The organism is Kitasatospora brasiliensis (assembly GCF_032654805.1).
Taxonomy (GTDB): domain Bacteria; phylum Actinomycetota; class Actinomycetes; order Streptomycetales; family Streptomycetaceae; genus Kitasatospora; species Kitasatospora brasiliensis.
Genome location: NZ_JAUOOW010000002.1, coordinates 508,591 through 532,633, shown reverse-complemented (window position 1 = coordinate 532,633; position 24,043 = coordinate 508,591). Strand labels below are relative to the sequence as shown.

19 protein-coding genes are annotated in these 24,043 nt (G+C 74.1%); 3 read left to right on the top strand and 16 right to left on the bottom strand.

Going from position 1 to position 24,043, the window contains the following annotated elements; all coding sequences use genetic code 11:
• Positions 1-3: 3 nt before the first annotated feature.
• The 7 genes from tmk to bldG all read right to left on the bottom strand — a co-directional run bounded on the left by tmk (position 4) and on the right by bldG (position 11,361).
• A complete protein-coding gene (gene tmk / locus QWJ13_RS10270) occupies positions 4-3,600 on the bottom strand; it encodes a dTMP kinase (protein WP_316522733.1) in 3,597 nt (1,198 codons plus the stop codon).
• 225 nt (positions 3,601-3,825) lie between these two features.
• Positions 3,826-6,696 (bottom strand): type I DNA topoisomerase, encoded by a 2,871-nt coding sequence (topA, locus tag QWJ13_RS10265; protein ID WP_316522731.1) that lies wholly within the window; start codon positions 6,694-6,696, stop codon positions 3,826-3,828.
• 388 nt (positions 6,697-7,084) lie between these two features.
• Positions 7,085-7,543, bottom strand: a complete 459-nt coding sequence (locus tag QWJ13_RS10260; RefSeq protein WP_316522729.1) for a DUF3592 domain-containing protein — start codon at positions 7,541-7,543, stop codon at positions 7,085-7,087.
• Positions 7,544-7,670: 127 nt separating this feature from the next.
• Positions 7,671-9,203, bottom strand: a complete 1,533-nt coding sequence (locus QWJ13_RS10255; protein WP_316522727.1) for a DUF7059 domain-containing protein — start codon at positions 9,201-9,203, stop codon at positions 7,671-7,673.
• A 228-nt stretch (positions 9,204-9,431) separates the two neighbouring features.
• On the bottom strand, positions 9,432-10,229 hold the full coding sequence (locus tag QWJ13_RS10250; protein WP_316522725.1) for a hypothetical protein: 798 nt from the start codon (positions 10,227-10,229) through the stop codon (positions 9,432-9,434).
• Between the two features lie 198 nt (positions 10,230-10,427).
• Positions 10,428-10,847 carry an ATP-binding protein gene (locus tag QWJ13_RS10245; protein WP_316522723.1) on the bottom strand — a complete coding sequence of 140 codons (420 nt, stop codon included), beginning with the start codon at positions 10,845-10,847 and terminating at the stop codon, positions 10,428-10,430.
• A 172-nt stretch (positions 10,848-11,019) separates the two neighbouring features.
• Positions 11,020-11,361, bottom strand: coding sequence for an anti-sigma factor antagonist BldG (bldG, locus tag QWJ13_RS10240; RefSeq protein ID WP_316522720.1), 342 nt, complete (start codon positions 11,359-11,361; stop codon positions 11,020-11,022).
• Between the two features lie 222 nt (positions 11,362-11,583).
• Here bldG and QWJ13_RS10235 point away from each other — a divergent pair, with 222 nt between their 5' ends.
• Positions 11,584-14,013 carry a DEAD/DEAH box helicase gene (locus QWJ13_RS10235; protein ID WP_316522718.1) on the top strand — a complete coding sequence of 810 codons (2,430 nt, stop codon included), beginning with the start codon at positions 11,584-11,586 and terminating at the stop codon, positions 14,011-14,013.
• On the opposite strand, the gene QWJ13_RS10230 is transcribed toward QWJ13_RS10235, so the two are convergent.
• The 8 genes from QWJ13_RS10230 to ssd all read right to left on the bottom strand — a co-directional run bounded on the left by QWJ13_RS10230 (position 14,008) and on the right by ssd (position 19,780).
• Positions 14,008-14,505, bottom strand: a complete 498-nt coding sequence (locus QWJ13_RS10230) for an Rv3654c family TadE-like protein (protein ID WP_316522716.1) — start codon at positions 14,503-14,505, stop codon at positions 14,008-14,010. The genes QWJ13_RS10235 and QWJ13_RS10230 overlap by 6 nt on opposite strands.
• Complete coding sequence (locus QWJ13_RS10225) at positions 14,493-14,855, bottom strand: TadE family type IV pilus minor pilin (protein WP_316522715.1); 363 nt, start codon at positions 14,853-14,855, stop codon at positions 14,493-14,495. Before QWJ13_RS10225 ends, QWJ13_RS10230 begins: the two co-directional genes overlap by 13 nt.
• 178 nt (positions 14,856-15,033) lie before the next feature.
• Positions 15,034-15,306 (bottom strand): DUF4244 domain-containing protein, encoded by a 273-nt coding sequence (locus tag QWJ13_RS10220; RefSeq protein WP_316522714.1) that lies wholly within the window; start codon positions 15,304-15,306, stop codon positions 15,034-15,036.
• Positions 15,307-15,353: 47 nt separating this feature from the next.
• Entirely contained in the window at positions 15,354-15,950 is a 597-nt protein-coding gene (locus QWJ13_RS10215; protein ID WP_316522712.1) for a type II secretion system F family protein, read from the bottom strand.
• A gap of 176 nt (positions 15,951-16,126) precedes the next feature.
• Positions 16,127-17,164, bottom strand: a complete 1,038-nt coding sequence (locus tag QWJ13_RS10210; protein WP_316522710.1) for a type II secretion system F family protein — start codon at positions 17,162-17,164, stop codon at positions 16,127-16,129.
• A 5-nt stretch (positions 17,165-17,169) separates the two neighbouring features.
• Positions 17,170-17,322, bottom strand: a complete 153-nt coding sequence (locus QWJ13_RS10205) for a hypothetical protein (RefSeq protein ID WP_316522708.1) — start codon at positions 17,320-17,322, stop codon at positions 17,170-17,172.
• On the bottom strand, positions 17,319-18,656 hold the full coding sequence (locus QWJ13_RS10200) for a TadA family conjugal transfer-associated ATPase (protein ID WP_316522706.1): 1,338 nt from the start codon (positions 18,654-18,656) through the stop codon (positions 17,319-17,321). Before QWJ13_RS10200 ends, QWJ13_RS10205 begins: the two co-directional genes overlap by 4 nt.
• Positions 18,656-19,780: a septum site-determining protein Ssd gene (gene ssd / locus QWJ13_RS10195; protein ID WP_316522704.1), complete on the bottom strand. Its 1,125-nt coding sequence runs from the start codon at positions 19,778-19,780 to the stop codon at positions 18,656-18,658. The genes QWJ13_RS10200 and ssd overlap by 1 nt, the downstream gene beginning before the upstream one ends.
• An 827-nt stretch (positions 19,781-20,607) precedes the next feature.
• Here ssd and QWJ13_RS10190 point away from each other — a divergent pair.
• On the top strand, positions 20,608-21,405 hold the full coding sequence (locus QWJ13_RS10190; protein WP_316523974.1) for an HAD family hydrolase: 798 nt from the start codon (positions 20,608-20,610) through the stop codon (positions 21,403-21,405).
• 390 nt (positions 21,406-21,795) lie between these two features.
• Here the strand turns inward: QWJ13_RS10190 and QWJ13_RS10185 are convergent, their stop codons facing one another.
• A complete protein-coding gene (locus QWJ13_RS10185) occupies positions 21,796-22,686 on the bottom strand; it encodes a Fic family protein (protein WP_316522702.1) in 891 nt (296 codons plus the stop codon).
• A gap of 219 nt (positions 22,687-22,905) precedes the next feature.
• Here QWJ13_RS10185 and QWJ13_RS10180 point away from each other — a divergent pair, with 219 nt between their 5' ends.
• The gene (locus tag QWJ13_RS10180) at positions 22,906-23,949 is read left to right on the top strand and encodes an ATP-binding protein (protein ID WP_316522701.1); all 1,044 of its coding nucleotides are present in this window, start codon (positions 22,906-22,908) and stop codon (positions 23,947-23,949) included.
• Positions 23,950-24,043 lie beyond the last annotated feature (94 nt).

The window sequence follows — 24,043 nt, the reverse complement described above, 5'->3', positions numbered from 1 at the left end:
GTGTCAGCCCCGACGGCCCCAGCGGCGGCCCTTGCCCTTGCCGTCGCCCTTGTCCCGGGAGTCCCCGTCACGGCCGCCGGACCGCTCCGGGCCGGCCTGCGACCCGTCCTGCGCGCCGCCCTGGCCGCCGTGCTCCCAGCGCCTCCACTCGTCGTGCGAGCCGAGCAGGGTGTCGGTGAGGCTCGGCAGGTCGTCCAGCGGGGTCTCCTCGGCCCACTCCGGCCGCGGCCGCTCGGCCCCCGGCTGCGACTGGGACCGCGACTGGGAGGACTGCGGCCCGGCAGCCGGCTCCCCGCCGACCACCGGCAGCTCACGGGTGCCGTCCACCGGCTCCGCGCGCCGCGTGCCCTGTACCGACCGGCCCTCGGCACGTCCATCGGTACGTCCGTCGGTACGTCCCTCGGCACGTCCGTCGGTACGTCCCTCGGCACGTCCGTCAGAACGTCCCGTACCTCGACCCGGCTCGACCCGCGGCAGCACCTCGGTCCGGTCGGCATCCGCCGGGATCGTCGGCAGCACAGCCGTCTCGTCCACCGCCGAGCCCGGCACCACCGGCAGCTTCGCGGTCTCGTCCACCGCGCCGCGCGCCTCGACGGCCCGGCGCGCCTCGACGGCCTCCGCCGCCCGGACCGCCGCCTGCCGGTCCCGCAGCGACAGCTCGCGCGTCGTCTCGTCCCCGAGCCCGCCCGACGCAGCCGACGCCGAGCCCTGTGCCGAGCCCTCCGCCGCGTCCGTCGAAGCAGCCTTCGAGGCGCCCTTCGACGTGCCTTGCGCCGCGCCCTCCGACGAGTCCGCCGCCGAGTCCGCCGGGGCACCCTTGGGAACGTCCCGAACCGCCCGCAGCTCCCTGGTCACATCGTCCCCCAGGCCCCCCGGTCGGCCCTCGGCCCGCCCCTCCGCCGAGTCCGCCGCCGCAGCCGCGGCCGCGAGCGCGGCGGCCTGCGCCAGCCGCGCCTCCTCGGCCCGCTGGAGCGCCTCCTCCGCCCGGCGGCGCTGCTCCTCGCGGGCGAGCTCACGCTGCCGCTGGAGCTCGGCCTGGGCGGCCGCCTCGGCGGCGATCCGCTTGCGTTCGGCGGCCTCCGCGGCCAGCCGCGCCTCTTCGGCGGCGCGCAGCTTGGCCTCCTCCTCGGCACGGCGCTTGGCGTCTTCCTCCGCCCGGCGGCGCGCCTCCTCCTCGGCCTTGCGCCGGGCCTCGGCGGCGGCCCGCTCGGCCTCCTCCTTGGCCAGCCGCTCCTTCTCCGCCTGCTCGGCCCGCAGCTGCGCCAGCACCTCCTGTCGCTTGCGCTCGGCGGCCTCCTCCTCGGCCTTCTTGCGGGCCTCCTCGGCGGCGCGCCGCTCGGCCTCCTCCTTCGCCAGCCGCTCCTGCTCGACGCGGGCGGCCTTCTCCTGCTCGGAGAGCGGCAGCTCACGGTCGAGCCGGTGCCGGATGGCGGTGGTGACGAAGCCGGGGGCCTGGCTGCCGTCCACGACCAGGTAGCGCGCCGGGTCGGCGGCGGCGAGGGCGAGGAAGCCGGCCCGGACCCGCTGGTGGAACTCGGTGGGCTCGGACTCCAGCCGGTCCAGCGCCTCGGTGAAGCGCTCGCGGGCCCTGGTCGGGTCGACGTCCAGGACGACGGTCAGGTCGGGCAGCAGTCCGCCGGTGGCCCAGCGGGAGATCCGGGAGACCTCGGTCGCGGCCAGGTCGCGCCCGGCGCCCTGGTAGGCGATGGAGGAGTCCATGTACCGGTCGGTGATCACCACGGCGCCGCGGGCGAGGGCCGGGCGGATGACGTTCTCGACGTGCTCGGCGCGGTCGGCCGCGTAGATCAGCGCCTCGGCGCGGTGCGACAGGCCGGTGTTGCCGACGTCCAGGACGAGGCCGCGCAGCCGCTGGCCGACCGGGCTGCCGCCGGGTTCACGGGTGAGCACGACCTCGTGCCCCTTGCCGCGGATCCACTCGGCGAGCGCCTGGGCCTGGGTGGACTTGCCGGCGCCGTCGCCGCCTTCCAGGGCGATGAAGAAGCCGGTGCCCGCGCCCCGGTGCGGCACCGGGCCGACCGGGCCGCGCACCGCGTCCACCAGGTCCTTGACGAACGGCGCGGTGCCGCGCCGGTCGTCGGTGCGCAGCAGTACGACGGCGGCGAGCACCAGCGTGAGCAGCCCGGCGGTGGAGACGGCCAGCGCCGCGCCGCCGTGGATGAAGGTGAAGGAGCCGGGCTCGACGGTGCCGTACTCGACGTCCCCGTAAGCGGCGGCGATCAGCGGCACGCCGACCAGCGCGGCGGCGACCACGGCCCGGAGCACCGCGAACAGGTGCTCGGTGACCTTCGGCAGCCGGGCCTCCTCGACCTCCTGGGCGAGCAGGGTGCGCCCGGCCGAGATCACGATCCCGGCGGCCAGCGCGGCCAGCGCGGTCAGCAGCAGGACCAGCACGAAGTCCAGCACCAGCCCGGCCAGGATCAGTGCGACCCCCTGGGTGAGCAGTGCCACCGCGAGCAGCCGGCGGCGGGACAGCGAGGGCAGTACGGCCCGGGTGAGCCGGGCGCCCAGGGCGGGCAGGCCGGCGGCGGCGAGCACCACCAGGCCGTAGCCGATCGGTCCGGCGCGGTGTTCGGCGGCGGTGAGCAGCGCGAGCGCGGCGACGCCCGCCATCGAGGCGTAGCCGGCCGCGACGGCGAAGGTGAAGTACGGGGCGCTGCCGGTGCGGCCCTTGCTCAGGGCCGGGCCGGGGGCGGCGTCGGTCGGCGCCCGCAGGCCCTGGAGCGGGGAGACCGGGGCGACGGCCACCGGGCCGCCGGGCAGCTGCTGGAGGTAGTCGCGGACGGCGGCGGCGGCGAACAGTCCGGCCGCTCCGAGGGCCGCGACGGTGAGCTGGTGGCCGCGCAGGAAGTCGGAGCCGAGCGCCGCGCCGACGTTGTTGAGCAGGGTGAGCGCCACCAGCGCGGCGGCACCGAGCGGCACGGTCACCCAGCCGGTGAAGCGGTCGATGCTCCGGACGCTCTCCAGGTTGGCCGCGGCGGGGCGCCGCTCGGCGACCGGGAGGTGCGGGTTGGCGGGCGGCAGCAGGCCCGGGGCGGCGGCGTTCCTGGCGATCCCCCGGATCCGCTCGGCGGCGCCGGTCACGAACACGGTGCCGAGCAGGACGTACGCGGCGGCCTCGGAGGGCTTCGCGGCGGAGCCCAGCCAGACGCTCCACCACGGCGCGACGCCGACCAGCAGGGCGGCCAGCACATCGGCGCCGAACAGCGTCCAGCGCCGGTCCAGCTTGCCGGCGACCAGCTGGTGCACCGGCTCCAGCAGCAGGACGCCGACCAGTCCGGTGGCCACCACCCGGACGGCGAGGACCGCGGCCAGGGCGAAGGCGAGGCTGCGCGGCAGGCTGCCGAACTGGCCGCCCTGGGCGACGGCGATCACGGTGAGCGCGAGCAGCGCCAGCAGGCCGAGCCGGTCGGCGGTGCCGCCTATCAGCTGGGTGGTCCACAGGCGCCGGTAGGGACGTGTCCGCAGCAACGCCCGGGCCCGGTCCACCGGGGTCCCGGCGGGCGCGACCTCCGGCAGGTCGGACGCCCAGGCACTGGCGGCCGGGGCGGCGCTGGGGGTGGGCTGCTCCTCGCTCGTCATACGGTCAGCGTAGCGGGCGGAGCTTGGCCGGAATGAGGCGAACGGGCTTCCGGATCACGCTCATCACCGGGTTGTGACGTACCCCGCACGCACCGAGCGGACCTCGGGCCCGCGCCCCCGCACGCACCGGACGGACCTCCGACCGGTGCCCCCACGGACCCCGAACAGACCTCGGGCCCGCACCCCCGGGATCGGAGGCGCGGGCCCGTCGGCGATGACCTGGGATCAGCCCTCGTCGGTGGCCGCGGCCTTGCCGGCGGCGGTCTTCTTGGCAGCGGTCTTCTTGGCCGCCGCCTTGGTGGTGGTCGTCTTCTTGGCCGCCGTCTTCTTCGCCGCCGCCGTCTTGGTCGCGGTCGCCTTCTTGGCCGTCGTCGTCTTCTTGGCCGCGGCCTTCTTCGCCGGAGCCTTCTTGGCCGCCTTCTTCACCGGTCCGCGCGCCCGCTTCTCGGCGAGCAGCTCGTAGCCGCGCTCCGGCGTGATGGTCTCGACGTCGTCGTCCTTGCGCAGCGTGGCGTTGGTCTCGCCGTCCGTCACGTACGGGCCGAAGCGGCCGTCCTTGACCACCACCGGACGCTCGCTGACCGGGTCGTTGCCCAGCTCCTTGAGCGGCGGGGCGGCGGCGGCCCGGCCGCGCTGCTTGGGCTGGGCGTAGATCGCCAGCGCCTCGTCGAGGGTGATCGTGAAGAGCTGGTCCTCGCTGGTGAGCGAGCGAGAGTCGGTGCCGCGCTTGAGGTACGGGCCGTAGCGGCCGTTCTGCGCGGTGATCTCCGCGCCCTCGGCGTCGGTGCCGACCACGCGCGGCAGCGAGAGCAGCCGCAGCGCGTCCTCCAGCGTGACGGTGTCCAGGGACATCGTCTTGAACAGCGAGGCGGTGCGCGCCTTGACCGCGTTCTTGCCGGTCTTCGGCGTGCCCTCGGGCAGGATCTCGGTGACGTACGGGCCGTAGCGGCCGTCCTTGGCCACCAGCATGTTGCCGCTGACCGGGTCCGGGCCGAGCTCGAAGTCGCCGCTGGGCTTGGCCAGCAGCTCCTCGGCCAGCTCGACGGTCAGCTCGTCCGGCGGCAGCTCGTCCGGGATGTCGGCGCGCTGGCCGGGCTCGCCCTCGACGGTCGAGGCGCGCTCGACGTACGGGCCGTAGCGGCCGACCCGCAGGGTGATGTCGTCGCTGACCTTGAACGAGCTGATCTCCCGGGCGTCGATCGCGCCGAGGTCGGTGACCAGTTCCTTCAGGCCGCCCAGGTGATCGCCGTCGCCGTTGCCGGCCTCGGCGGCACCGCCCGCGATGTGGCCCTCGCCCTCACCGAAGTAGAAGCGCTTCAGCCACGGCACGGACTGCGCCTCACCGGCGGCGATCCGGTCGAGGTCGTCCTCCATCTTGGCGGTGAAGTCGTAGTCGACCAGCCGGCCGAAGTGCTTCTCCAGCAGGTTGACCACGGCGAAGGAGAGGAAGGACGGGACGAGCGCCGTCCCCTTCTTGAAGACGTAGCGGCGCTGGATGATCGTGTCGATGATCGACGCGTAGGTGGAGGGGCGGCCGATCTCCCGGTCTTCCAGCTCCTTGACCAGCGAGGCCTCGGTGTAGCGGGCCGGCGGCTTGGTGGCGTGGCCCTCCGGGGTGATCCGCTCGGCTGCCAGCGGGTCGCCCTGGGAGACCTGCGGCAGCCGGCGCTCGCGGTCGTCGAGCTCGGCGTTCGGGTCGTCGGCGCCCTCGACGTAGGCCTTGAGGAAGCCGTGGAAGGTGATGATCTTGCCGGAGGCGGAGAAATCGACGTCCCGGCCGTCCGCGGAGGTGCCGCCGACCTTGACGGTGACGGACTGGCCGACCGCGTCCTTCATCTGGGAGGCGACGGTGCGCATCCAGATCAGCTCGTACAGCTTGAAGTCGTCACCGGTCAGACCGGTCTCGGCGGGGGTGCGGAAGCGGTCGCCGGACGGGCGGACGGCCTCGTGCGCCTCCTGCGCGTTCTTGACCTTGCTGGCGTAGGTGCGCGGGGCGTCCGGCAGGTAGTCGGCCCCGTACAGCTGGGTGACCTGGGCGCGGGCGGCGGAGATCGCGGTGTCCGACAGCGTGGTGGAGTCGGTACGCATATAGGTGATGAAGCCGTTCTCGTACAGCTTCTGGGCCACCTGCATGGTCCGCTTGGCGCCGAAGCCCAGCTTGCGGCTGGCCTCCTGCTGGAGCGTGGTGGTGCGGAACGGCGCGTACGGCGAGCGGCGGTACGGCTTGGACTCGACGCTGCGCACGCCGAACGCCGTCTGCTCCAGGGCGGCGGCCAGCTGACGGGCCGCCTGCTCGTCCAGGTGCAGGGTGTTGGTGCTGCCGGCCTTCAGCCGACCGTCCGGGCCGAAGTCGCGGCCGCTGGCGATCCGCTTGCCGTCGACGGCGGACAGCCGGGCGCCGAAGGTCTCCGGGTTGGCGGCATCGGCCGGGGTGCGGCCGGTGCCGAAGGTGCCCACCAGGTCCCAGTACGAGGCGGTGCGGAAGGCCATCCGCTCGCGCTCGCGCTCGACGACCAGGCGGGTGGCGACGGACTGCACGCGGCCCGCCGACAGCTTCGGCATGACCTTCTTCCACAGCACCGGCGAGACCTCGAAGCCGTAGAGGCGGTCGAGGATGCGGCGGGTCTCCTGGGCGTCGACCAGGCGCTGGTTGAGCTCGCGCGGGTTGGCCACGGCCTCCTGGATCGCCGACTTGGTGATCTCGTGGAACACCATCCGGTGCACCGGCACCTTGGGCTTGAGCACCTGCTGGAGGTGCCACGCGATGGCCTCGCCCTCGCGGTCCTCATCGGTGGCGAGGAAGAGCTCGTCGGACTCCGCGAGCAGCGACTTCAACTTGCTGACCTGGGACTTCTTGTCCGCGTTGACCACGTAGATGGGCGCGAAGTCGTGGTCGACGTCCACCCCGAGGCGGCGCACCTCGCCGGTGTACTTGTCCGGTACCTCGGCCGCGGTGCTGGGCAGGTCGCGGATGTGCCCGACGCTCGCCTCGACGATGTAGCCGGGGCCAAGGTAGCCCTTGATCGTCTTCGCCTTGGCCGGCGACTCGACAATGACGAGTCGCTGTCCGTGCGCGGTCTCGCTGCTCGGGGACACCTTCGCTCTTCTCTCCCGGTCCTTATGTGGCTGGTCGGCGCCGGCAGCACGGGCTGCGCTCCGCCCGACCCCTCCACCGTCCCGGGGCTGCCGCCACACGGCACCCCCAACAGCGGAGTGTGACCGTACCCCGGCCACCCTTGTCAAACGGACGGATCCCGCTTTTTCACTTGCCGGACTCACCGACGCCACTCGAACGGTAACCCGATGACGGAGGTTCCCGCCGCGCGGAGGGGGGCCTTCGGCAGGTTCCGGAGGATGGAATGACGGATTTCAAGATCTGTCAACGGAAAATCGACGGTGCATCGGCTCGTGCGGCGCGGGGGTTCGCGTGTGTCGCCGGTCCTCGGACTCCGGTCCCCAGACTCCGGTCCCCAGACTCCGGTCCTCAGACTCCGGCCGCGGCCAGGAGGCCGGCGCCCGCCGTCAGACAGCCCACACCCAGGAGGCTCCACAGCAGGTCGACGACGGCCGCCCGGCGGACCTCCCCGGCCGCCGGCACCACCCGGCTCGGACGCCGCGGGTCGTAACAGATCCGCACCGAGGCGCCCGGCGCGAGACGGTCCGAGCGGCGCAGCGGGGTGTGCCCGCGCGGGCGGGCGACCACGAGCCCGGCGATCCCGCACGCGCCGGTCCCGCACGCCGAGGGCGGCACCGAGAAGGAGAGCAGCGGCGCACTGTCCAGCCGACCGTGCACGTCTTCCTCGGCGACCACGGTGGCCACCGCCGACATCCCCCGACGGCGCACCCACAGGCGCAGGCGCACTTCGGCGGCGCACCAGAGCAGCAGCGCGCCACCGAAGAGGGTGAACACCAGTCCGCCCACCATCGCCGTCGTCGTGTCCACCCCTGGCCCCCGGCTCCCCGGCTCTGTCCACAGCCTGTGGACAGAGCCTCGCAGTGGAGGGCCAACGGGGGGCAGCCGCCCGACGGCGCCCGCACGAACCGGGAGGTACGGACGGATGAACCGGGCCTCAGCGGACCGGGTCGATGAACCCCTGCTCGGTCAGCAGCCGCAGCGACTCCGGCACCCGGTCCCGCAGGACCACCCGGTCCTCGCCGAGCAGCTGCGCGATGGCGTCCACGATCTCGCCCGCCGACAGCGTCCCGTCGCAGACCCCGACGAAGCCCGCGCCCACCGTGTCCACCTTGGTGGCCCGGCGCATGCCTCGGTTGTGCCGCAGGATCACGTGCTCCGGGTCCTCCGCACCCGGCGCGCCGACCTGCTCCTGGACCACCTCGTCCGCCAGCACGTAGCGGGCCGCGAGCAGGCCCGCGTCGTCGTGCGAGCGCAGGAAGTCCTGCCGGTCGAACCAGGCGTCGATGTGCGGGCCGAGCGGCTGCTCCACCGGGTGCGGCCACTCCTCCACCCGGACGGTCGGACGCTCGGCGCCGCTCGCCCGCAGGGTGATCCAGCCCATGCCGATGCCCTCGACCCGGCCCGCCTCGAAGGCGTCCAGCCACTCGCCGTACCGCGCCTGGTAGTCGCCACCGGGGCCACGGTGGTCGCCGCCGTCGCGCAGCCACAACTCGGCGTACTGGGCCACATCCTGGACCTCGCGCTGGACGATCCAGGCGTCCAGCCCGGTGCCCGCGACCCAGCCGGCCAGCCGCTCCTGCCAGTCCTCGCCCTTGACGTGCTGCCAGTTGGCGAGCAACTGGCAGTAGCCGCCGGGCTCCAGGTGGTCGGCGGCCGAGCGGACCAGGCTGCGGCACAGGTCGTCGCCGGCCATGCCGCCGTCGCGGTACGTGAAACGGCCGGTCGGCGAGATGACGAACGGCGGGTTGGAGACGATCAGGTCGAACTTCCGCTCCCCGACCGGCTCGAAGAGGCTCCCGGCGGCGACCTCGGTGTTGTCGAAACCGGACAGCGCCAGGGTCAACTCGGTGAAGCGCAGCGCGCGCTCGTTGAGGTCGGTGGCGGTGACCGTCCCGGCGTGCCGGGCCGCGTGCAGCGCCTGCACGCCGGAGCCCGAACCGAGGTCCAGCGCGGCCCGGACGGGGCGGCGCACGGTGATGTTGGCCAGCGTCGTGGAGGCACCGCCGACCCCCAGCACCAGGTCCTTGCGGGCCACCCCGTGCGCGGTCTCACCGGAGCCGATGCCGCCCGCGCCGCCCACCGCGCAGCCCAGGTCGGAGACCACCCAGGCATCCGAACTGGGCATCCCGGCGACCTCGTTGGCGTACGGCCGGACGTCGACCGTGGCACGCACCAGATCGCCGTCGGAGCGCAGCCAGCCGTCCGCCAGGCAGTCCTCCACCGGCAGCGCGGCGGCGGCCGCCCGGTACGGGACCGGCTGCTGGAGCAGGAACAGCCGCACCAGCGTCTCCAGCGGGCTGCCACCGCGGGTCGCCCGCAGCGCCGGGACCGCCTCGCTGCGGGCCAGCGCCGAATAGCCGGTGGGCCCGAGCAGGTCCAGGCACCCGTCGGCGGTGAACGAGGCGGCGAGCAACGCCTCGCGGAACTTGGCGAGGCGGGTCGGGTCGAGAACGGGGCTACTGATCACCCCGCCATTGTCCCCCGCCGTCCACCTCCCGGCCGCCGCTGCGCCCCGCGCTCACCGGCCGGAAGCCCGCAGCACCCCACGCGCCCCCAAGGCCCCTCGCGCGCCTCCCTCGTGGAGCACCGAGTCACCCGCCGACGGGCCTCCGGAAGCCGTCCACGCGAAACCGACGCCGGGCCGGGCCCCACCCGGGACCCGGCGCGTCGGATCGTTCGGTCCGCTGTCCTCGGCTCAGCTCGCGCTGGGGGCAGGGTTCGCCGGGGTGGTCGCCGGAGCGGCCGGAGCGGTGGTCGCGCCGGCCGCGGCCGGGCTCGCGCCGTCGGTCGTGCCGGGCGCCGGGGTCGCCCCCGGGGCGCTCGGGGTGTCGGTGGCACCCGGGGCCGGGGTCGTGCCGGCCCCGCCCGCAGCCGGGGTGGTGGCCGGGGCGCTCGCGCCGCCACTCGCGCCGCCACTCTCGGCACCGGTCGCGGCCGGGGCACTGCTCTGGGGCCGCTTGCAGCTCTCCTGCTTGGCCATCGCCGCACCGAGCTCACCGCTCTGGAGCTTGCTCTGCGCCTGGGTGGAGAGCGAGGCCAGCTGACGCAGCTGGTCGGCCACACTGCGCAGCCCGTCGGCGAACTTGGCCTGGTCGTTGTTGGACAGCGCGTCCAGCTTCTTCTGGACCTCCAGGTAGCCGTCGGCCGCCTTCTTCAGCTCGTCGACGGTGTCCTTCTGGAGGGTCTCGCCGTCCTTCACCTTGGGCGCCCCGGCCGCGTCGATGGCGGCGGCTATGTCCTGGTTGGTCTTGGCCAGCCGTCCGACGTCAGCGGAGAGCCGCTTCTGGAGGTCGGCCGGGGACTCGCCGGTCTTCACCTGGTCGGTGTCCGCGAGCGCGGTCTGCGCCTGGGCGATCGGGTCCTTGGCCGCGCCGCAGACGTTGGATGCCCAGGACTCCAGCTGCTTGCTGTTGTTGTCGTCGCCGCCGCAGCCGACGGCTCCGAACGCGAGCAGCACGCCGAGAGCGGGTACGGCCAGCAGTCGCTTGTTCACCGGGAGGGGCCTTTCGGTTCGGTCGTCATCGGTCGTCGAACCTACACGGCCGGTGTCCGCTCCCCGGTTCCCGGTTCCTCGTCCCCGCGTGGACGTCCGCCCCCATGCGGAGGGCCGACGTGACGGCGAAGCTGCGCCTCAACGCGCCTCAATGCGCCTCAGAGGGCTTCAGGGCACTTCAGAGCACTGCAGAGCACTTCAGAGCGCGACGGAGGCGACCGAAACCGGCCAGCTCATCCGGATCAGGCCACCATCCATACCGTTGGTGACCTCCAAGTCCTCGACCAGGCCGGTGATCACGGCGAGGCCCAGGGTGTCCTCGTCCGGCTCGCCGCCCTCGGCGGCGCCGGAGGCCGGAACGGCATCGGGGCCCGCCTCGTCCTCGACCTCAATGAGGAAACGCTTCTCCTGGTCGGTCAGCGCCACCCGGACGGTGCCGCCGATGCCGCCGCGCTGGTGCAATCCGACCGCGCGGGAGCAGGCCTCACCGACCGCGAGCCGCACCTCGTCGAGCACCGACTCGTCGACCCCGGCCCGTCTGGCGACGGCCGCGGCGACCAGCCGGGCCGTCCGCACGTGCTCGGGAAGCGCGCTGAATCGAAGTTCGACGGTTGCCATCTCTCCCCCTCGGGGTGCTCCGGCGGGTGCTCCGGCCGGGGCCGGAGGTCCGGCCCCTGGGGGCCGGCGGAACCGGCCCAAAGGCGCCCGGGGACGCACCGGGCCACCGGGGCCGGGCGTCCGGGGACGCGAGGAACGGGCTGGGCCGGCCGCACGGGCCGGCCCGGCCGCGTCAGTCGGTTGCCTGAACCGCGTCGTCCACCGAGGTGTGGATCGGGAAGACCTTGGTCAGGCCGGTGATGCGGAAGATCTTCAGGATGCGCTCCTGGTTGCAGACGAGGCGCAGCGAGCCCTCGTGAGCGCGCACCCGCTTCAGACCGCCCACCAGCACACCGAGGCCGGTCGAGTCGAGGAAGTCAACGCCTTCCATGTCGACGACGAGGTGGTACTTGCCGTCGTTGACGAGCTCGACGAGCTGCTCCCGCAGCTTCGGGGCGGTGTACACATCGATCTCGCCGCCAACCTCGACGACCGTACGATCGCCGACTGAACGGGTCGACAGGGACAGGTCCACGGAACCTCCAGCACCTTGCCTTGCTACGTCATGTGCGATCCTCGGCCGGACGGCCGCCACCGCATGGTCGCGAGCCCGGGCGCGCCCAGCCAACACGTGGCAAGCCTCAGCGCTGCGACCCACGGCCATACGGCCGTCACGGCCACATTCAACCACCTGTGACCATGCCCGCACGATGGCTTACGACGATTCTCCGTCACGCCGGTGACACACTGGGTCCTCATGCCGCCCCGACACAGCCCGCCCGAGGCACTGCTCGCGACCCTGGCCACCGGCCGGGGGCGGTCCGATCGGCTCACCCATACGGAGCACCTTCCCGCCCGAGCTGCACGTTATTCACCGTGGCCCGACGCGATCCGTCCGGAGGTCGTGGCCGCTGCGCGCGCGGTCGGGGTGGAGCGGCCCTGGGCGCACCAGGCAGAAGCGATGAACCTGGCCAAAAGCGGCCAGACTGTGGTGATCGCCACAGGCACCGCCTCGGGCAAGTCGCTGGGCTACCTGGCCCCGGTGCTCAGCGACCTGCTGGACGGCACCGAGGCCCGCAACGGCCGCGGCGCCACCGCGCTCTACCTGGCCCCGACCAAGGCGCTCGCCGCCGACCAGCGCCGCCGGGCCGCCGAACTCGCCCCGCCGCGGGTCCGCGCCGCCCTGTACGACGGCGACACCCCGCCCGAGGAGCGCGAGTGGGTCCGCCAGTACGCCTCCTATGTGCTCACCAACCCGGACATGCTGCACCGGGGCATCCTGCCCGGCCATGCCCGCTGGTCCTCATTCCTCAAGGCACTGCGCTACGTGGTGGTCGACGAGTGCCACAGCTACCGGGGCGTGTTCGGCTCGCACGTCGCCCAGGTGCTGCGGCGGCTGCGCCGCATCTGCGCGCGCTACGGTTCCTCACCCGCCTTCCTCCTGGCCTCCGCCACCACCGCCGACCCTGCCGCGACCGCCCGACGCCTGACCGGCCTGCCCGCCGTGGCCGTCACCGAGGACGCCTCGCCGCGCGGGCCGATGGTCTTCGGCCTCTGGGAGCCGCCGCTGACCGAGAACGTCGGCGAGCACGGCGCGCCCGTGCGCCGCACCGCGACCGCCGAAGCCGCGCACCTGCTGACCGACCTGGTCGAACGGGAGACCCGCACCGTCGTCTTCGTCCGCTCCCGCCGCGCCGCCGAACTCGTCGCGCTCCAGACCCAGGACCAGCTCGGCCGACCGCTCTCCGGGCGGGTGGCCGCCTATCGCGGAGGCTACCTCGCCGACGAACGCCGGGCCCTGGAGCGCGACTTGCACACCGGCCGACTGCTCGGACTCGCCTCCACCTCCGCTCTCGAACTCGGCGTCGACATCTCCGGCCTCGACGCCGTCCTGATGGCCGGCTACCCCGGCACCCGGGCCTCGCTCTGGCAGCAGGCCGGCCGGGCGGGCCGGGAGGCCCAGGGCGCGCTGGCCGTCCTGATCGCCCGGGACGACCCGCTGGACACCTACCTGGTGCACCACCCGGAGGCGTTGTTCGCGGCACCCGTCGAGGCCACCGTGCTCGACCCCGACAACCCCCACGTGCTCGCCCCGCACCTGTGCGCGGCCGCCGCCGAACTCCCGCTCACCGAAGGCGACCTGGAGCTGTTCGGGCCCTCCACCGCGCCGCTGCTGCCGGTCCTGGAACGGCGCGGCCTGCTGCGCCGGCGCAGTGACGGCTCCTGGTACTGGACCCGCCGGGAGCGCGCGGCCGACGCCGTGGACCTGCGCGGCAGCGGCGGCAGCCCGGTGCAGATCGTCGAGGCCGACACCGGCCGACTGCTCGGCACAGTGGACGCCGCCGCCGCGCACACCACCGTCCACACCGGGGCCGTCCACCTGCACCAAGGCCGCACCTACCTGGTCCGGGAGTTCGACCTGGAGAACTCGGTCGCCCTGGTCGAACCGGCCGACCCGCCGTACACCACGGCCGCCCGCGACATCACCTCCATCTCCGTCCTCGACACCGACACCACCGTGGACTGGGGCGAGGGCCGGCTCTGCTTCGGCTCGGTGGAGGTGGTCAACCAGGTGGTCGGCTACCTCCGGAAGCGGATCTCCACCGGGGAGATCATGGGCGAGACCAAACTCGACCTTCCGCCCCGTACGCTGCGCACCCGTGCGGTCTGGTGGACCGTCACCGAGGACCAGCTGTTCGACGCGGACATCCCGCTCGACCAGTTGCCCGGCGCCGCCCACGCCGCCGAGCACGCGTCGATCGGCCTGCTGCCGCTGTTCGCCACCTGCGACCGGTGGGACATCGGCGGCGTCTCCGTCCCACTGCATCCGGACACCGGGCTGCCGACCGTGTTCGTCTACGACGGCCACCCTGGCGGGGCCGGCTTCGCCGAACGCGGCTTCCAGCGAGCGATCGAGTGGCTGACGGCCACCCGGACGGCGATCGCCTCCTGCGAGTGCGAGCGCGGCTGCCCGTCCTGCGTCCAGTCACCCAAGTGCGGCAACGGGAACGACCCGCTGGACAAAGCCGCCGCCGTTCGGCTCCTGGACGTCCTGCTGTCCGGAGCGCCCGAGGCCGCGGACGGACCGGACGGACCGGAGGCGACCTCGGGGCCGGAGGCTGTCGAAGGACCGGACGGACCGGAGGCGACCTCGGGACCGGACGGTGAAGCCCCGGCCGGTTCATGAGGCCACCGCCGCACCGCTCGGCACTCCGCCGGGAACGTCCTCCGCGCCGGTGACCGGGGCCCGTACCGGCCCGGCCCGGGCCCTCCCCCGTGCCGGGCCGAGCGGCAGGCGCGCCGGGAGCCCGCGGACCTCCGCCTCGGCCACCACCTCGACGGCGTCCGCCGACCGGTCCACCGCGCAGGAAACCAGCCCGGCGCCCTGCGCGGCAGCGATCCCGGCCGCCCGTGCACAGCCACCGTCCGGCTCCAGCAGCATCCGGCCCGCCGCCGCGAGGGCCGCGAGATCGGCCGCCGACTCGGCCCGGTGCCGGGCGGCGACCACCGAACCGACCGCGAGCGTCCCGCCGAACACCGCCGTGCCCAGCATCGCCAGGGCGAGCAGCCAGACCGTCGCCGAGCCGGCGTCCGGCCCTCGCCCGCCCGCCGCCGCCCGGCCCGTACGGGCGCTCGCCACCCGCGCCGCCGCCGCCCGCGGCCCGGTCAGGACGGCCATGGGCCACCACCTCCGTCCGCGACCGCCACCAGGACGTCCTCCCGGGCCGCCACGGCCGCCGCGCTGAGCCGTACGGCGAGCAGCCCACCGAGCCTCCCCGGCCCGGCGCACGGCGCGTCCACGTCCACCCGCACCGTGTCGGCCGCCAATGCCACCCGGACCTGCGCACCCGGCGGGGCTGCCGAGCGGGCGAGTTCGGCGGCATCCGGCTCCCCACGCGCCGCCGCCCTGGCGCCGACCCGGGCGGCGTCCACACAGCGGATCTGCGCGGCCGCCGCGAGCACGCCCCAGATCAGCATCGCCGCGAGCAGGAGGAGCGCCGGCAGCGCCACCGCTGTCTCCGCCGTCACGAAACCCGTGTCACCGCGCCGCCGCCCCGACCGCAGCGGCCACAGCGGCCACAGCGGCCACCCACGGCCGGGGCCCGCCCCCGGACGCCCGGCACCCACCCGTACGACGGGCCGGTCGACGGGCCGGGCAACGGAGCCGGCTGGCTGCGCGCCGGAGCCGGGAGTTCGACGGCGGCCCCTACGTCCCATGGAGCGCCCGCACCAGCATGTCGGTCAGCGCCGCCGTGATGCCGTCGCTGGTCACCACCTTGTACAGCGCGAACGCGAAGGCACACGCGCCCAAGGTCCCGACGGCGTACTCGGCCGAGACCATCCCGGCGTCCGAACGGCCCTGCCGTCGAGCCATGTTGCGCACCCGGAGGGCCACCTTGCGGCTCCTCCGCCGCCACACCCTGGCGAGCGGCCCGCGCGGGCGCCCCTTGCCGGGCCTGATCGCGATCACTACGGTCATGAATCTCTCCTCTTTCTGATTTCTGATACCTGTGAACCGACTTGCCTTCACATGGCGTCGGCAAAGCGGCTGGTGAGTCCGATGACCACGGGCACCACGCCGATCAGCACGAAGGCCGGGAGGAAGCAGAGCCCCAGCGGGGCGGTGGCGATCACCGCGGCCCGGCGGACCCGGGCGTGCGCCGCACGGGCGGCCGCCGTGCGCTGCCCCTGCGCCAGCCCGATCAGCGGGTCGGCGGCGGGGACGCCCCCGAGGCTGCTGCGCTCCAGGCAGCGCGCCAACGGCGCCAGCGACGGGTGCTGCTCGCCCAGCCGACTCCAGCAGAGCTCCGGCGGTGCGCCCAGGGCCAGTTCGGCCCCGATCGCCACCAGCCTGGGCCCCATCGGCGCGCCCACGCTCCGGCCCACCGCCGACACGGCTTCTGAGGGCAGCGCCGCCGATCCGAGGCAGGCCGCCAACAGTTCGGCGCTCAAGGGGAGTTGCCTGGTCAGCAGCTCCTCCTCCCGGGCCGCTCGGCGATCCGCTGGTGACGATGCCCGAGCCGACCACTGGTGGACGCCCACCGCCACCAACACCCCGACGGCCAGTCCGGCGCCGCCACCGACCAGCACCGCCGCCGCGAGCCCTCCGGCGGTCGCCGCCACCACCCGCCGTCGACGCCCAACGCCCAATGAACCCAGCCATGTTCGCGACTCCACCTCCTTCGATTCGCGGGCCCAGGCGAGCGCCCGCCGCCTCCTCGCTCGGCCGCGCAATGACATCCACGCCGCGACGGCCACGGCCGCCGGGAGGACGAGCACGGCCCATTCGACGCCCCGCATCACCTCGCCCTCGCCACCAGTCCCACGCCGAACTCCCGTGCACGCAACGGCAACCGGCCGCGGTTCCACTCGCCCGCCCGAGGAGCGGGCAACGCACGCTCGGGCACCCGGCGCCACCCGCGCCGCTCCGCAGACGCCTCCAGGGCTCCCCGGGCCGCCGCCCGGACGATGCGCGCCGTCCATATGACGCCCAGCCCCTCCAGGGCGGCGCCCACCACCAGGCAGCCCAGCCCGGCCGTCGTATGCAGCAGGACATCCAGCGGGCGGGCCCCGAGCACCGCGCCGAGGAACAGCCCGACGCCCGGCAGTGCGGCCAGCACGGCGATCGTCGTACGCGGCCCGGCCAGCTCCCCGGCGATCTCCTCCGCGAGTGCCCGCTCGCTGCGCAACGCCTCCGCGACCCGGTCCAGCGCGGCGGCCAGCCCCGATCCACTGTCCTCGGCCACTCGCCAGCAGGCCGCCATGGCCGCGGCTCCGCTACCGCCCGGCAGTTCGGCCAGCAGGTGCAGCGCCGCGGGCACGTCCCCGCCGTAGCGGCCCGCGGCAAGTCGGGCCACCGGTTCCTCGCCGAGCCTGCTCAGCTCCGCCGGGTCGTCGGCGATCCGCACGGTGACCAGGTGCAGCGCCTGCTCCGGTGTCGCCCCGCTCCGCAACTCCCCCGCCAGCCCGGCGCAGAGCTCCACCACGGCCGCGGCCCGCTGCCGGGCTTCCGCGGCCAGGCGCCGCCGCGACCGCCATCCGCTCATCGGCAGGATGGCCAGCACGGCCGCGAGCACCGGCACCGGCGAGTCGGTGGCCCGTCCGGCCGCCAACCCGACCGGCAGGAGCAGCAGTTCGGGTGCCCGGAACTCCGACAGTCGCCACCGGGCCCGCACCGCAACCGCCGGGCTCGACCCCCGCAGCGGCGGATCGCTGCCCGCCAGCACCAGCCTGGAGCGCCGCCCACCCGACAGCTGTTCCTGCACGGCTCGCCACGCCGCGATGGTCACCAAGCACAGCACCATCGCCCAGCAGAAAGCGAACTGACGCCACGTCATGCCATTCACCTCCCTTGCCGTCGGTCGTTCCTCATCGAGCCGCCGAGCAGCACCACGGCTCCCACCGCACACCCACCCAGCAGCAGGGCGAAGGCGAGTTCCACCACCCGCACGTCCACACCTGCCGACCCGGCCACGGCCATCGCCACCGCGATCACGACCGCCCCGACCCGAGCGACACCCCACGTGCCGCCAGCAGCCCGACCAGCCGCTCCCAGCCCTGGCCGGGACGCAGGCCACCGGACGCCGGGAAGACCACCGCGGGTGTGGCCACGGCCAGCCCGTCACGGTCCCCGGCCATCGTGTGGATCTCCGCCACCCGGCGCTGCCCCGAGCCCGGATCACGGACCAGGTGCACCACCACATCGAGCGCGGCCCGCAGTTGACTGTGCAGCGCCGGTCGGTCGAGTCCGGCGAGCGACCCCAGGGCCTCCAGCCGGACCGGCACGTCCGCCGCCGTGTTGGCGTGGACCGTGCCGCAACCGCCCTCGTGCCCGGTGTTCAACGCGGCCAGCAGGTCGGAGACCTCGGCCCCGCGAACCTCGCCGATCACCAACCGGTCCGGACGCATCCGCAACGCCTGGCGGACCAGATCCCGCAGGGTGAGCTCGCCCAGCCCTTCCTGGTTGGGCGGGCGGCTCTGCAACCGGACCACGTGCGGATGGGCCGGTTGCAGCTCGGCCGAGTCCTCGGCGACCACGATCCGCTCCTCCGGCCCGACCAGGCCGAGCAGCGCCGACAGGAGCGTCGTCTTCCCCGAGCCCGTCCCACCGGACACGAGCATCGACAGCCGCGCCCGCACGATGCCCGCGAGCAGGTCGGCGCCCCGCGGCGGCAGGGCGCCGCCCGCCACCAGCTCGCCGAGCGTGAAAGGCCGGGGCCGGCACACCCGCAGCGAGATGTGCGTGCAGCCGGCCGCGATCGGCGGCAGCACGGCGTGCAACCGGGTGCCGTCCGGCAGTCGGGCGTCCACCCACGGCCGGGCGTCGTCCAACCGCCGACCGGCCGCGGTGGCCAGCCGGTGGGCCAACCGTCGCACCGCCTCGGCATCGGCGAACCGGACTCCGGCGGCTCGGTGCAGGCCGCCGCCACGGTCGACCCACACCTCGTCCGGACCGTTCACCAGGACGTCCGTGACATCGGGCGCCGCCAACAGCCGGTCCAGCGGGCCCGCACCCACCAGCTCGGCGCGCAGCGAGCGCATGGTGTCCAGGACCTCGTCGCCGCTGAGCGGCGGGCGGCTGGCCCGCAGCGCCGCCGCGACCGAGCCGGCCGTCGGGGCGGCCCCCGACTCGGCCAGCCTCAGCCGGACCGCGTCCACCAGGGCCGCCGACCGCTGCTCGCGGGCCGTCCGGCCGTACGGGCAGGGCCCGTGCTCGGCCTTCGGCGGCCCGCCGGGCGGCGGCACGCTCCGCAGCAGCCGGTGCTCCCGCACACCGCCGCCCGGACCGGGCGTACCGTCCCGAAGGACTGTTCTGCGCAGACGGACCATCAGTACACACCTCCTCCGACCGCCGACACCGGCGGCAGTACCTCGCTCAGGAAGGTCGCGCAGAAGCGCGCGAGCGGGCCGCTCTCCCGGCTGCCGGGCGGGATGCCCTTCACCACGTCCGGGGCCAGGCCCGGCTCCGGGTCCAGCTCCCCCGCCAATGGCAGCCGCAGCCCGCGGACGATCTGCCGGGCCAGGAGCCCGCCGGCCCGGGCCGGCCGCACCACGGCCCGGACGTCCCCGAGCCGCATCCGGGCCGCCGCCGCGACCCGGTCGGCGGCGGCCACCGCGCGCAGCTCGGCGGAGACCACCAGCAGCGCCAGGTCTGACTGCTCCAGCGCCTGCCCGGCCGCCGCATCGAGGTGGCGGGGCACGTCGACCACCACCAGTCCGCCGCGCCGCCGGGAGGCGGCCAGCACGCTGCGCATGGCCTCCGGGGGCACCGTCAGGGTGTCGCCGCGGTCCCAGGACAGGCAGGACAGCGCGGAGAGCCTCTTGAGCGCCGGCAGCGCCCGGGCCAGTTCGGTCCCGCTGACCCGCCCGCGGGAGCCGGCCAGCTCGGGCCAGCGCAGCCCGCTGACCCGTTCGCCGCCGAGCAGGATGTCAAGGCCCCCGCCCAGCGGGTCGCCGTCGATGAGCATCGTCCGCCGGCCCGCCCGCGCGGCGGTGACCGCCAGCGCGCAGGCCAGCGTCGAGGCTCCGGCCCCGCCGGAGCCGCCGAGCACCGCGACGGTGACCGCCGGACAGCCGACGCCCTCGGTCGCGTCCGCGATCCGGTCCAGCAGCCAGGCCTCGGCGTCGGGCAGGAACAGCACGTGCTCGGCCCCGAGTTGGACGGCTCTGACCCACACCCCGGGATCGTCGAGGTCCAGCCCGAGCAGCAGCACCCCGCCGCGCCGCCCCAGCCCGGAGCAGCGGACGGCCTGGTCGTCCCCGACCAGGACCAGCGAGGCCCCTTCCCAGAGCTCCCGCGTCGGTGGCCCGCCCCGGGCCAGTCTCGGCTCGGTGCCCGCGGCCGCGCAGATCCGCAGCAGGTGCTCGGCCAGGCCCTCGTCCTCGGTGACGACGAGCGGCCCGGCGACCGCGGGGCCCTCGGCGGTGATGTGGTCGGCGATCGGCGTCGACATGGTGTCTCCCCTCCGCGCCGTCGACCACCGGGGTGGTCGACGGCGCACGTCGGACGGTTGCGGCGGACGGCCGCCCGACAGACCTCCGGTTGGAAGGGGATGAGGCCCTGCCTGGCGACCGCCGCCGGTCATCACGGTGGGGGGAGATCCGGATTCCGTCATCCAGGTTCCGATTGCCTGTGGATAACCCCGGGGCTGTGGATAAAAACGTTCACCCGGGCGGGGGGCTAATCGGCGAAGAATTGACGAAAGGGGGTCACCGAGATGAACCGGCGACCCCCTCCCACCCCGTTCAGTCGATCTCCGGACCGCCGCCCGAGGTCCTCCGGACACTGCTTCCGGACGGGCCCGCGCCACCGATCGGAACCAGCCGTTCGATCCTCGACGGGCATGAGTGAATGACAACGCAGAGTGACGAAAGTCGAACGCCCGGCCGAGGTGGCGACACCCCCTGTAGGCCGTCGACACGGCGGCGCCGGATGCGACGCGAGGGGCGTTCAAGCCCTGAAAATGGCCCCGGACGTGCGACGACCCCCGCCGGGGGGGAGAGCGGGGGTCGTCTATCCACAGCCCGACTCGGGGGGGAGGAGCCGGACCGGGTTAGCACGGTCGCGAACGATCCGTGACTTCCATGGTGTACCCGAGCGGCCAGAAACACAAACCCGCACGCCCGCGAGTACGCCGAATGGCGGGGTGATTTGCGGCTCCCTCTATCCTCGGTTCCCGTGGACACCACCGAGAACGCCGACGACCACGCCGACGAGTCCCAGGGCGGCACCACGGGGCCCGAAGAGCTCCGCCCGCCCGTTCGCCTCCGCCCGGGCGGACTGCGCACAGCGGCCTTCTTCGACCTCGACAAGACCATCATCGCCAAGTCGAGCGCGCTGGCTTTCAGCCGCCCGTTCTACCAGGGCGGCCTGATCAACCGTCGGGCCGTACTGCGCAGCGCGTACGCCCAATTCGTCTTCCTGGTCGGCGGCGCGGACCACGACCAGATGGAGAAGATGCGCGAGTACCTCTCCGCGCTGACCCGGGGCTGGAACGTCCAGCAGGTCCGCGAGATCGTCGCCGAGACCCTGCACAACCTGATCGACCCGATCATCTACGACGAGGCCGCCTCGCTGATCGAGCAGCACCACGCGGCCGGCCGGGACGTGGTGATCGTCAGCAGCTCCGGCTCCGAGGTGGTCGAGCCGATCGGCCGACTGCTCGGCGCGGACCACGTGATCGCCACCCGGCTCCGGGTCGAGGACGGCTGCTACACCGGCGAGATCGAGTACTACGCCTACGCCGAGAACAAGGCCGCCGCCATCCGGGAGTTGGCCGCGACCAAGGGCTACGACCTGGCCGAGTCCTACGCCTACAGCGACTCCTCCACCGATCTGCCGCTGTTGGAGGCGGTCGGCCACCCCTCGGCCGTCAACCCCGACCGGGCGCTGCGGAAGGAGGCGCAGGCCCGGGAGTGGCCGGTGCTGGTCTTCGAGAAGCCGGTGGAACTGCGGCGCCGACTGCCCGAGTTCTCCGCTCCGAGCGGCTCGGTGCTGACCGCCGTCGCGGTCGGGACGGCCGCCCTGACCGCCGGGGTGATCTGGTACCTGGCCCGCCGGCAGCGCCCGGGCGCCTGAGGCCATGGGGTCGCGAGGTCGCGAGGCCTGGCACTCCTGACACTTCTGGCCAAAACGGGCAATCGGCGCAGACTTCTCTTTTCGGGTTCCCCTTTCGCCCGAAACGCGATACAAATGAAGCACGGCCCGCGAGACCCGGTCAGGACCGAAGAGGTCAAACCGACAACGCAGTTCAGGCCCCACGGACCGCACGTACAGATATCCGAGCACCCACATGCAGCCGACCCGCTGTCGGGCCGCCGGACCAGACGAACGGGCAGGATCCCCGTCTGATCGGCACTTCCGGTGCATGCATGGTCACCCGGTATCTGCACCAGCGGCGGCACCCAGCAGGATCAGGTGCCGCCGCATCCGTGTGTCCGCCCGCCCCTTCGCGGAGCGCGGGACCGCTCAGACCATTCCGCGCTGCATCGCCTCGCAGACCGCCGTGCTCTCCCGCACGCCCAGCCGCAGCGCCCGGCCGCAGTGCGCGATCCAGGCCGCCATCCCCTCGGGGGTGCCCGCCAGGTAGCCGGCGAGGGCCTGGCGGTAGGCCGCGGTGCCGAGCTCCGCCAGGCCGACCTCGGTCGGGCAGATCGACTTCGGATCGAGCCCCTCGGCGATCAGCACGATCCGCTGGGCGGCCCGCGCGATCACCCCGTTGTGGGTGCCGAACGGCCGCAGCGCGAGCAGTTCACCGTGCACCACCGAGGCCACCACGAGGGCCGGCGTGCCCACGCCTTGGCCCTCCGCGCGCGCCACCAGCAGCCGGGAGAGCTGATCGAGCCGGGCCGCGACCTCCTCCGCGCCCGGAGCGGGCGGCAGCACGGGCAGCGGCCCGTCCACGACGTCGACCTCGACGCTCTCCACCGGCTCCAGTGCCAGCGGGAACAGCTCCTCGGCGCCCTCCCCGGCCCGCCGCGGGCGGCCGGCGGCCGGATCGCCGTCGCCGACCGCGAGCAGGTGCAGCCTGGCCAGCACCTGGAGCGGCGAGTGCCGCCAGATGCTGAGCAGCTGGCCGGCCTCGGCGGCGATCCGCAGGGCCGCGCCGACCGTGCGGGCCTCGGGGTCCGCGCCGAAGTCGGTTCGACGTCGGACCTCCTCCAGCGGCCAGTTCGCTCCGGCCAGGGCCGCAGACGCACGGGCGCCGCGCAGGGCGGACTCGGAGGTGACCTCGGCCGCTCGGCGGCGCATCACCCGGTGGCCGTAGAGCCGGTCGACGGCCTTGCGCACCTCGGCCACCGCGTCGGGCACCCCGGGGAGCTGGGCCAGCGGGGCGAGGGGATCAGTTCCAGTGCTCACCTACCCGAGAGTAATGAACGGGCCGCCCCTCCCGGAACAGCAACCCCGCATCACCCGTTAGGGGCAATCCTCACTTCCCTCCCCCGGCGAAACCCAAACCCCGGCTAGCATGGCCGCTATCGGAGACGATAACGATTTCCAACTAGGGTGCCCGTCGCACGCGGCCCCTGGACAGGCGGCCCCGCAGCGAGGGCCCTGAGCGAGAGCCGGAGTCCCCAGATGAAGATCGCCTTCGTCGGCAAGGGCGGCAGCGGGAAGACCACGCTGTCCGCCCTGTTCATCCGCCACCTTGCGGCCCTGGGCCGACCGGTCATCGCCGTGGACGCCGACATCAACCAGCACCTGGGCCCCGCCCTCGGGTTGACTGACGCTCAGGCCGCCGAACTGGCCCCGCTGGGCGGGTACCTAACGGAGATCAAGGAGTACCTGCGCGGCAGCAACCCGCTGATCCGCTCCTCCGACGAAATGATCAAAACCACGCCTCCCGGCCGGGGTTCGCGACTGCTGCGGATCGTCGAGGAGAACCCGGTCTACGCCTCCTGCGCCCGCCCCGTCGCGCTGGACGAAGGCTCGGTCCGGTTGCTGGCGACCGGCGCGTTCACCGAGGAGGACCTCGGGGTGGCCTGCTTCCACTCCAAGGTCGGCGCGGTGGAACTGCTGCTCAACCACCTGCTGGACGGCCCCGGCGAGTACTTGGTGACCGACATGACCGCGGGCTCGGACTCCTTCGCCTCCGGCCTGTTCACCCGCTTCGACCTGACCTTCCTGGTGGCCGAGCCGACCCGCAAGGGCGTCTCCGTCTACCGTCAGTACAAGGACTACGCCCGCGACTTCGGCGTGGAGCTGCGGGTGGTCGGCAACAAGGTGCAAGGCCCGGACGACCTCGCCTTCCTGCGCCGCGAGGTGGGCGACGACCTCCTCACCACCTTCGGGCAGTCGGACTGGGTGCGCCGCCTGGAGCAGGGCGCCGAGCCGCCGCTGAAGTCGCTGGAGCCGGCCAACCGGGCCGTGCTGGAGAATCTGCGGATCGAAACCGACGCGGCGTACGGACGGCGGGACGCGCGCCGCTACACCGAGCAGGCGGTGCTCTTCCACCGTCGCAACGCGGAGAGTTGGGCCAACGCCAAGGTCGGCATCGACCTCTCAACCCAGGTGGACGAGGACTTCGTCCTGGGCGCGTTCCCGGACGGCGGCGCGTTCGCCGGCGATGGCGGTTTCGCCGGCGGTGGCGAGCGCACCGCCCCTGCGGGCGCCCACGTCTGACCCACGTCCGACCCGCGCCGACCCCGCACCCACCTCGCATCACCGCAGCCGAACGGGCCGCGCTCCACCCCGCTCCGGGGAGGGCGCGGCCCGT

Excerpts from the sequence above, each read along its gene's own strand:
- tmk (WP_316522733.1), bottom strand. The coding sequence starts at position 3,600 with ATGACGAGCGAGGAGCAGCCCACCCCCAGCGCCGCCCCGGCCGCCAGT.
- QWJ13_RS10245 (WP_316522723.1), bottom strand. The coding sequence starts at position 10,847 with ATGGCAACCGTCGAACTTCGATTCAGCGCGCTTCCCGAGCACGTGCGG.
- QWJ13_RS10235 (WP_316522718.1), top strand. The coding sequence starts at position 11,584 with ATGCCGCCCCGACACAGCCCGCCCGAGGCACTGCTCGCGACCCTGGCC.
- QWJ13_RS10230 (WP_316522716.1), bottom strand. The coding sequence starts at position 14,505 with ATGGCCGTCCTGACCGGGCCGCGGGCGGCGGCGGCGCGGGTGGCGAGC.
- QWJ13_RS10220 (WP_316522714.1), bottom strand. The coding sequence starts at position 15,306 with ATGACCGTAGTGATCGCGATCAGGCCCGGCAAGGGGCGCCCGCGCGGG.
- QWJ13_RS10210 (WP_316522710.1), bottom strand. The coding sequence starts at position 17,164 with ATGACGTGGCGTCAGTTCGCTTTCTGCTGGGCGATGGTGCTGTGCTTG.
- QWJ13_RS10200 (WP_316522706.1), bottom strand. The coding sequence starts at position 18,656 with ATGGTCCGTCTGCGCAGAACAGTCCTTCGGGACGGTACGCCCGGTCCG.
- ssd (WP_316522704.1), bottom strand. The coding sequence starts at position 19,780 with ATGTCGACGCCGATCGCCGACCACATCACCGCCGAGGGCCCCGCGGTC.
- QWJ13_RS10180 (WP_316522701.1), top strand. The coding sequence starts at position 22,906 with ATGAAGATCGCCTTCGTCGGCAAGGGCGGCAGCGGGAAGACCACGCTG.